The organism is Clostridium sp. CTA-7, assembly GCF_054768095.1.
The window spans coordinates 1-878 of the sequence record NZ_BAAAAV010000025.1 but is presented as its reverse complement, the minus strand read 5'-3'; the positions used below and the strand labels follow the sequence as shown (position 1 = coordinate 878).

The 878-nt window shown below is 31.0% G+C and carries 2 protein-coding genes; both read right to left on the bottom strand.

Going from position 1 to position 878, the window contains the following annotated elements; translation table 11 throughout:
- Positions 1-268, bottom strand: a 268-nt coding sequence (locus tag ACYUEX_RS18675; RefSeq protein WP_460289459.1) for an ATP-binding cassette domain-containing protein, incomplete at its 3' end; no start/stop codon positions are given.
- A 162-nt stretch (positions 269-430) separates the two neighbouring features.
- The coding region (locus ACYUEX_RS18670; protein ID WP_460289458.1) for a BMP family lipoprotein at positions 431-878 on the bottom strand (448 nt) is incomplete at its 5' end.

The following is an 878-nucleotide window of genomic DNA, read 5'->3' as shown; positions in this document are numbered from 1 at the left end:
GTTTAAAATGCTGATGAACCATACCTATTCCTAAATCATTTGCTACATTCGGACTAGAAATTTTCACTTCTTTTCCATTTACTTTTATTATTCCAGCCTCTGGTTGATACATTCCAAATAACATTCCCATTAATGTAGATTTACCAGCGCCGTTTTCTCCTAAAAGAGCATGGATTTCTCCCCTTTTTAGCTGTAAAGTTACATTATCATTTGCTACAATCCCTGGAAACTCTTTTCGAATGTTAAGCATTTCTACTACATAACTCATTAAGTATCCTCCCTTTATTAATTAAAAGATTTTTAATTACATCATCTCTATTCCTTTTTATTGTCAAATTGTAAAATTAAACAAATTTAGGTGTATATAAGAAAAAGACGGTACTTCCGTCTTTTCCTATGTTATTAATTCTTTTATATAAACTCTATAAAATTACTTAATTAAATCACCTTGTTTATCTGATACAGTAATCTTTCCGTCTTTAATTTGTTTAAGTACTTCAGCAACTTTATCTGAAGTTTCTTTACTTAAATTAGGATTTTCTTTTGGAATACCAATACCATCATTTTTAGCATCAAATATTAAAGTCTTTCCACCTTGGAATTTTCCATCTAACTCATCTTTAACCATATCAAAAGTAGCTGTATCTATCATTTTCATAGCTGAAGTTAATACTACAGATTTATTGTCTTTGTAAATTCCATCTGCATATTGGTCAACGTCAACACCTACTATCCATGCTTCTTTTCCAGCGTTAGCTCTAGCTTTAGCTTCATTTATAGCTCCAACTCCAACTCCACCAGCTGCTGTAAATATTGCTTTAACTCCATTATCAAACATAGTTGCAGCTAATTGTTGACCTGCAGCAACATTATCAAAT